At 45.9% G+C, this 6,860-nt stretch carries 9 protein-coding genes; 5 read left to right on the top strand and 4 right to left on the bottom strand.

All coding sequences use genetic code 11. The annotated features are described in order from the left end of the window. Positions 1 to 602 precede the first annotated feature (602 nt). Positions 603 to 1,637: a hypothetical protein gene (locus tag RMS95_RS07245; protein ID WP_310644885.1), complete on the bottom strand. Its 1,035-nt coding sequence runs from the start codon at positions 1,635 to 1,637 to the stop codon at positions 603 to 605. Further along, positions 1,634 to 1,927: a helix-turn-helix transcriptional regulator gene (locus RMS95_RS07240; RefSeq protein ID WP_310644883.1), complete on the bottom strand. Its 294-nt coding sequence runs from the start codon at positions 1,925 to 1,927 to the stop codon at positions 1,634 to 1,636. Before RMS95_RS07240 ends, RMS95_RS07245 begins: the two co-directional genes overlap by 4 nt. 146 nt (positions 1,928 to 2,073) lie before the next feature. Between RMS95_RS07240 and RMS95_RS07235 the strand changes: the two genes are divergently transcribed. The 5 genes from RMS95_RS07235 to RMS95_RS07215 all read left to right on the top strand — a co-directional run bounded on the left by RMS95_RS07235 (position 2,074) and on the right by RMS95_RS07215 (position 5,568). Beyond that, the gene (locus RMS95_RS07235; protein ID WP_310644881.1) at positions 2,074 to 2,355 is read left to right on the top strand and encodes a type II toxin-antitoxin system RelB/DinJ family antitoxin; all 282 of its coding nucleotides are present in this window, start codon (positions 2,074 to 2,076) and stop codon (positions 2,353 to 2,355) included. After that, the gene (locus tag RMS95_RS07230) at positions 2,327 to 2,656 is read left to right on the top strand and encodes a type II toxin-antitoxin system YafQ family toxin (protein WP_310644880.1); all 330 of its coding nucleotides are present in this window, start codon (positions 2,327 to 2,329) and stop codon (positions 2,654 to 2,656) included. Before RMS95_RS07235 ends, RMS95_RS07230 begins: the two co-directional genes overlap by 29 nt. Positions 2,657 to 2,758: 102 nt before the next feature. Next, positions 2,759 to 3,064, top strand: coding sequence for a hypothetical protein (locus RMS95_RS07225; protein ID WP_310644878.1), 306 nt, complete (start codon positions 2,759 to 2,761; stop codon positions 3,062 to 3,064). Between the two features lie 75 nt (positions 3,065 to 3,139). Next, positions 3,140 to 5,101 carry an N-6 DNA methylase gene (locus tag RMS95_RS07220; RefSeq protein ID WP_310644876.1) on the top strand — a complete coding sequence of 654 codons (1,962 nt, stop codon included), beginning with the start codon at positions 3,140 to 3,142 and terminating at the stop codon, positions 5,099 to 5,101. Continuing rightward, positions 5,098 to 5,568, top strand: coding sequence for a hypothetical protein (locus RMS95_RS07215; protein WP_310615351.1), 471 nt, complete (start codon positions 5,098 to 5,100; stop codon positions 5,566 to 5,568). Before RMS95_RS07220 ends, RMS95_RS07215 begins: the two co-directional genes overlap by 4 nt. Before the next feature lie 7 nt (positions 5,569 to 5,575). Here the strand turns inward: RMS95_RS07215 and RMS95_RS07210 are convergent, their stop codons facing one another. Next, a complete protein-coding gene (locus RMS95_RS07210; protein ID WP_310615350.1) occupies positions 5,576 to 5,944 on the bottom strand; it encodes a hypothetical protein in 369 nt (122 codons plus the stop codon). A 19-nt stretch (positions 5,945 to 5,963) separates the two neighbouring features. Further along, positions 5,964 to 6,236 carry a helix-turn-helix domain-containing protein gene (locus tag RMS95_RS07205; RefSeq protein ID WP_310644875.1) on the bottom strand — a complete coding sequence of 91 codons (273 nt, stop codon included), beginning with the start codon at positions 6,234 to 6,236 and terminating at the stop codon, positions 5,964 to 5,966. Positions 6,237 to 6,860 lie beyond the last annotated feature (624 nt).

Below are 6,860 nucleotides of genomic sequence, written 5' to 3'. Positions count from 1 at the left end.
TTTGGTATCGTTCTTCTCGGCTGAGGTGCTTGTACATTGGGCAATTTCGATTTGGCGGTTAAAGCGGCCATGATGCTCTCGCATCCTCAGCCACCTATAACCAGTTCATCTTTGTTGCACTTCGTCCTTGAATCCGCCTATAAAGAAATCTAAATATTCTAAATAATTTGGAAAAATGATGTTTTTTAGCGAAAAAACTTGTTTCACTGCTAGAAGGTTTTGCGGGAACAATTTACCGTTTTACAGCGCATAGAGACTCGTATTTATAGCTGGTTGACCGATTCTGTATGCATTACTAATGCGTTGGAAAAACAATGGCTATCCTAGTGGTGAGAAGCGACGGATCTGTGATCGAAATGCCCGATGGAGCAGAGCAGTTCCATGCGCAGCTTCGTGAAAAAAATAATGCCAAGGCGATAAATAAACGTTTAGGGCGTACGTACCAAGTTAAATCTATACAAGGATGCATCCATTTAACGGAGCAGCCACACGATGAACAATCGACTCAAGCACCAGTGTTGATACGGGTAGCAAAGTTGCCCATGAATAAATGACAGAATTAGTGGCCGACCACTGTCGTCGGTTCCGACTTAGAACCCCGATTAACTTCTGAGAAAACCAGCGCGGTCCCATGGCCAAATGGAAAGACCAAACTGGTTTGTGATTTTTCTAACCATGATTTCGGATAGTTCATCTGTGATGGTTTCTAGAAAAAACGAACTTTTAAAGGCATAGGGATCTCTAAGTTTGGGATCGCGTTCATAGGTTAAGCCTTCATGTTGAATAGCTAGGTCCGCACGCTCCTTGAGTACATGAGAAGAGTTGAAAACCCAATCTACAAAATCAGTTTCTTCTTGCTCCCAAACGCAAATTGGTGCGTTTAGATAATTCGCAGCCCACTCTGGACCATTGCGATTACTCCCATGCCAATACAAATGTTCATCTAAATTAGTTCTACCTGTCAGTCCTTCAGCTATGTACGGATTGGCTGCTATTCCTCGTCGGATGTAGGTGCAGGCGGCAATGTAGTCATGGTTTTTGAACGCAATTTGTCCAGCTTGATACCAATGAGCAGGTGAGTGAGCTGCTTCTTTCAAAAAACTTTTCATGGCAGTCTTTGTGTTGCCATTTAATAAATTAATGTCGCCCAGCAGCATGCGCACACCAAGGTTGTCCGATGGGGACCAAGCAAGCATTTTTTTTGCAAAGGCCTTAGCAGCTTTGCCGTTTCCTTGGTGCATCAGTCCCAGAAGATAGCCATGGGCAACACGCAAAAAAGTACGGTTGTCAATGTTGAGCCAGCTTATTTGGCCATTGAAGTTCTTCGGAATAAGTGCTGCCGCCTGTTCATACGCTTTAGCCCAAAGTTCCGTTGCTTCATCTCGCATTTCTAAAGCCCAGAGTCGTTGAGCCATAAAATTTTGAAGCTCTAAGCTGGCCACATGTTGGGGAACGAGATTGCGTGCTAGCAACAACGCTTGCTTTTGGTTAATGTCACCAGTGTCGAGTCGGTCAGCGAGTCGATCGAGAACTTCTTCATGATCCCAATCTCGTGAAAACACCCCGTGCTGAGCAAGCGGCTTGTTGTTTTCACCAGAAACATCCTCACGGATGTAAAAGTTCAATGTGTAATTCATTTGGTGGACTCGGTTGTTGACGTGCTCATGCTCGATGAAATTGAGAAAATTCTCCCCTGAGAGGCTACATAGCGACGAACGTCGGGCGCTAGGTGCTCAGGAACAAGCACGAGCGTTAGTTCCATGGCATCCGCGATTCGTTCGATGGAAGATAGCCTCGGGTCGCGCTTGCTGCTTTCGATTTCTGAGAGATGCTGAGGTGACATCCCTGCGATGGCCGATACATCGACCAGTGTGAGATGCTTTAAATTGCGAAATCGACGAAGAATCGCTGGAATGAATGAGTTCATTGTCAAAGCATAATCTTAATTATGATTTGATAATCATGCAAACGTATGATTAATTTCGCATTTGAATTGGTGTGCGCATGTAAAAATCTGTTCAAGCAAATAAATTGAGATACAATGCATCTCAATCAATAAAGCAGGAGGCCATCATGGCTGCAACCACCACAATGGTTCACGTTCGTGTGGACGAAAAAATCAAAGCGCAGGCGGCTGAAACTCTTAGCTCTATGGGTTTGACTGTTTCAGACGCTGTTCGGGTTTTTCTGACCCGTATCGTTGCAGACAAGGAGCTGCCATTCACGCTCAAAGCGCCTAACGAAACCAGTCGTACAGCAATCGCTGAGGCTGATCGAATTGTTCAGAGCCGCCGTGCTCGGTTTGCAACTGCTGATGCGTTGTTAAATGGTATCGAAGAAGCCAGCCGCAAGTAAGAGGGCTAGCCTACCTCGGGCTTCGGACTACACCAGACAATTTCAGAAGGACTGGCAGCGCCTGTCTCATTCCGGTCGTTACGACATGAATGGGCTAAAAGAGGCCATGCTGCTTCTGATTGCGAACGATGGACCGCTACCCCCAGAATGGTTAGATCATTCTTTGACAGGTGAATGGGCGGGGCATCGTGAGTGTCATATAGGTGGCGATTTCCTGCTGATCTACAGAGTTGATGATTCGGGTAAGACTGGCTTGATTGTGTTTGTGCGTAGCGGTACACATTCTGAGCTTTTTTCGTAAGAGTGGTGCAACGCTTTAGCTAAGGACATAAATAATGAAGCGCGGTGAAGTGTTGTGGGGCGAGGTTGAAGATGCAATTCGTGTCCATCTGGAGTTAGCCAAATGATGGTTTCTAATATGCGATACGTATTCAAGTTTGCTTTAATTTTAATGTTGCAAGGCCCCCAGCTCGGACACACCCAAATGTCGCAAGCTTTTCCGTTAGAGTCTAAGCGTTGTGATTCTTTGTTAGATCACGCGGCGATACAGGAATGCATCAAGCGCGGACAGGCGCAAGGGCAGGAGTGGGATAAACAGATAAAAGAGCGTTATTTCCCTGCTGCACCTAAACTCAATGGACAAGAGAACAAAACTCTTTTGAATTGTTTTAAGCGTGAGTCAACGGGTGAACAGGTTTGCGCCAATTAAATGTTTGTTGTGTTTTGGCATCAAAATTTTGCAAAACCGAAGAAATAACTTGACATCAAGAAGATGACGGAAAAAATGACTGCCAAGCCAAGCCAAGCCAAGCCAAGCCAAGCCAAGCAGCGCAACGAGCGTAAAACCGAAAACGTAGTACGTGATGCTCTAGCAAAGCAAGGCTATCGCGATCCTCAATCTGATGTTCAAGTCGAAGAACAAAAGAGCAACATTGAGGCCGTTAAGCGATTACTCAAATCTGCCAGTAAAACAGGTGGTGGTGGAAATGGTGCTCCTGAGTTCATCATCAGCTCGCCCACATCGCCCGATTTCTTAGTCATTGTCGAGTGCAAGGCTTCCATTACAGATCATGTCAGCGATCGCGTTGCTGTCATGTGCAAAGGGGCGCTCGATACAGAAGTCAGTGAAGTTAAATTCAAACGAATTCAACGCTACGCAGTAGATGGCGCATTGCACTATGCACAGGCTTTATCGCGAGAGTTCAACGTCATTTCAATAGGCGTTAGCGGTGAAACGGCGAAATCAGCGCGCATATCCACGTATCTGTGGCCCAAAGGGGGGCATAAGCCCAAAGAGCTAAAAGCAAAGGATGGGGCCGCTCTGGGCGACTTCATTCCGTGGCTTGATTACGTTGAGCACGCCACATTTGACCCTACGGTTCAAAAACTTCGCTTCGATGAGTTGATGGATTTTGCAAGTGAGTTGCATGAGTTCATGCGTGATCACGCCAAATTGACTGAGAGTGAAAAGCCGCTACTTGTTAGTGGCACTTTGATTGCCTTGCGCAATCCCGCTTTTGCTGCTTCATATGGGCTGTATACCCCAGCACAAATCCAAAAAGAGTGGATGCGCGTCATTCATGATGAGATAAAACATGCCGACATTCCGTTGGCCAAAAAAGACAACATGACTCAGCCTTATTCAAGCATCGCGGTCCATCCCGAGCTTGGAAAAGCAACCAAGGCATACCCTAAAGGGGTTTTGCATGAGCTGATTGATCAGCTCAATGCAAAAGTTTGGCCATTCATCAGTGTCTATCACGACTTCGATGTGGTCGGTCAGTTCTATGGCGAGTTTCTCAAATACACAGGTGGAGACAAAAAAGCTCTCGGTATCGTACTCACACCTCGACACATTACCGAGCTGTTCGCCTTGCTTGCGAATGTCAAGAAGACAAGCAAGGTCTTAGATCTATGCGCAGGCACAGGTGGATTTTTGATTGCAGCCATGCACCGAATGTTCAAGGCTGCAAGAACCGAAAAAGAAAAGGCACAGATACGTCAACATGGATTGGTTGGTGTTGAGCAGCAACCCAATATGTTTGCACTCGCAGCATCAAACATGATTCTGCGAGGTGATGGCAAGGCGAACTTGTATCAAGGAAGTTGCTTTGATTCTGCAATCGCCTCGGCTTTAAAACAGCATGGTTGTGACGTGGGAATGATTAATCCGCCATACAGCCAAAGCGATAGCGATTTTCATGAGCTTAAATTCGTATCTCACATGCTTGATTGTCTGCAGGTCGGAGGAACAGGCATTGCCATCGTGCCAATGTCATGTGCAATTTCAGCATCCACTCTACGTGCAGAGCTGCTTTCCTCACACACTTTAGAGGCTGTTGTTTCCATGCCTGGTGAGTTGTTCTACCCAGTTGGTGTTGTGACCTGCATCATGATTTTTACGGCACATCACCCACACGCCACTGAAGCTCGTAAGACTTGGTTTGGTTTTTGGAAAACAGACGGTTTTGTTAAAACAAAACACAGAGGTCGATGTGACCTCAATGAGGCGTGGCCACAAATTAGAGATCACTGGGTTGAGTCTTATCGCAACAAGGAGGTCCACGCTGGTGAGAGCGTTCTTCAATACGTGACAGCGGATGATGAGTGGTGTGCTGAGGCCTACATGGAGACGGACTACAGAAAGATTGATCGAGCCGCTTTTGAGCAAACTGCAAAAGACTATGTTGTGTATCGGCTCATCGGCGTTGATCAAAACGCATCAACCTTGGATGATGAATCATGAAACTTATTGCACTGTCTGAATTGTTCGATATTACCTATGGCGTCAATCTTGAACTCAATCGTATGGTGTTGAGTTTGACAGGCCTACCATTTGTAGGTCGCTCTGATCGTAACAATGGTGTCACAGCGCGTGTTGAGAAAATTGAAGGAGTCACGCCTAACCCAGCTGGAACCATTTCAGTTGCAGGCGGTGGTTCTGTCTTGGCTGCTTTTTTGCAGCCGGAGCCTTACTACTCGGGGCGTGATCTTTTTTACTTAACTCCGCTTGTTGAGATGACTGACAGCCAGAAGCTCTACTACTGTGCTTGCATTCGAGCGAATCGCTATCGGTATAGCTATGGCAGACAAGCCAACAAGACTTTGAAAAGTCTGATGGTGCCGCGAGTTAAATCAGCCCCAGTGTGGGTAAACACTGGGCTAGAGCGTGTGGTCAATGACTTTTCTAAGCGCGTATTTGAAATTTGCTGACAACGCATCATTCACGAGCTATGACACTGGCTTGATCCATTTGAATAAGCGACAGCAATCCAGCAAGAGAATTTAAAGTTTCAGCGAGCTGTGCGAAGTCCCTTGCGATTAATGAAGCTATTCCAGTGCGATATCCCAGCACATCAATGTAAAAGAGTGGATTGCCATTTTCAGGTTTATCGTTTTTATAGATCACAATTGCGGCATTTGAGGGTGTCCGTTCAATTTCACTAGAAATTTCTGACAAATAGCCAGCAGTGGCTAGGAGCGCATAGAAATCGCTATCGGTATCGCTAGTGTCTGTGGGAATTGGATCTTTCACAGATACTAATTTTCCGTTTACCAGTTCCCAGCAGTATTGTTCATTGGTTTTCAATTTTTTTTCCAATCAGCAGTTAGTCACTTAAGGCTTGATGCGCTTGCTTTTTTGTTAGTTTGCGTACAGCGGCGATTGCAGGCAATTGACTTGATCGAGGGCGGGATTTCTCTTGCTCCCAGTGGTATACCGATTGAGCAGATACACCCACGAGCTTGCCCATATCTGCCGCAGTCAAATCTAATTTTTTGCGCAATGTAGCGAAACCACCAGCTCTAAAACGCAGTGACTGTTTTTCAGCCGGTTCGTTGCTAACCACAGTCTTCGGTTTTTGTTTCAACAGACGTTTCAAGCGCAGAAATTCGGCGTTTAAGTGATGCAATTTCGGAGCGATATTGCGCCGAAGATTTCTTAACTTGTTTTGAATCTGTGCGAGCCTCTTTGCGAGCTATGCGTGCAATTTCATTTTTCAACTGATAGGCAAACGTTGTCATTCAAAGCTTTCAAGTTTTTGTGATTGGAGCGCATTCTGCGCAAATAAACATACTTTGTCCAATCAAACGCTTGAATGAACCAAGTGCACGTTGCTTGTGCTGGCCACATTTGTAGCAGCTCATAGTGGAAATATTGGCAGATCCACCAAACGGTGAACCACCTTGTTTGGATTTGTACCTCAATCCATTTGTTGAAATTTTGGTGATTTCTTCTCTGCTCATCATTTACTCCGTAACAGCAGTTTTTGGTTCGTGCCTACTCTGTGGGAAGTTCACGCTGCGCGTGATTGGCCATCCCCATAAACGAGCTTGTGCCGTACTCGCATTTTTCTGCGCACTATTTGAATGGCGGATTCAAGGACGAAGTGCAACAAAGATGAACTGGTTATAGGTGGCTGAGGATGCGAGAGCATCATGGCCGCTTTAACCGCCAAATCGAAATTGCCCAATGTACAAGCACCTCAGCCGAGAAGAACGATACC

This window comes from Limnohabitans sp. (assembly GCF_031539175.1).
GTDB lineage: Bacteria > Pseudomonadota > Gammaproteobacteria > Burkholderiales > Burkholderiaceae_C > Limnohabitans.
The sequence above is the reverse complement of the archived record's forward strand: the minus strand, read 5'-3'. Positions and strand labels throughout refer to the sequence as shown.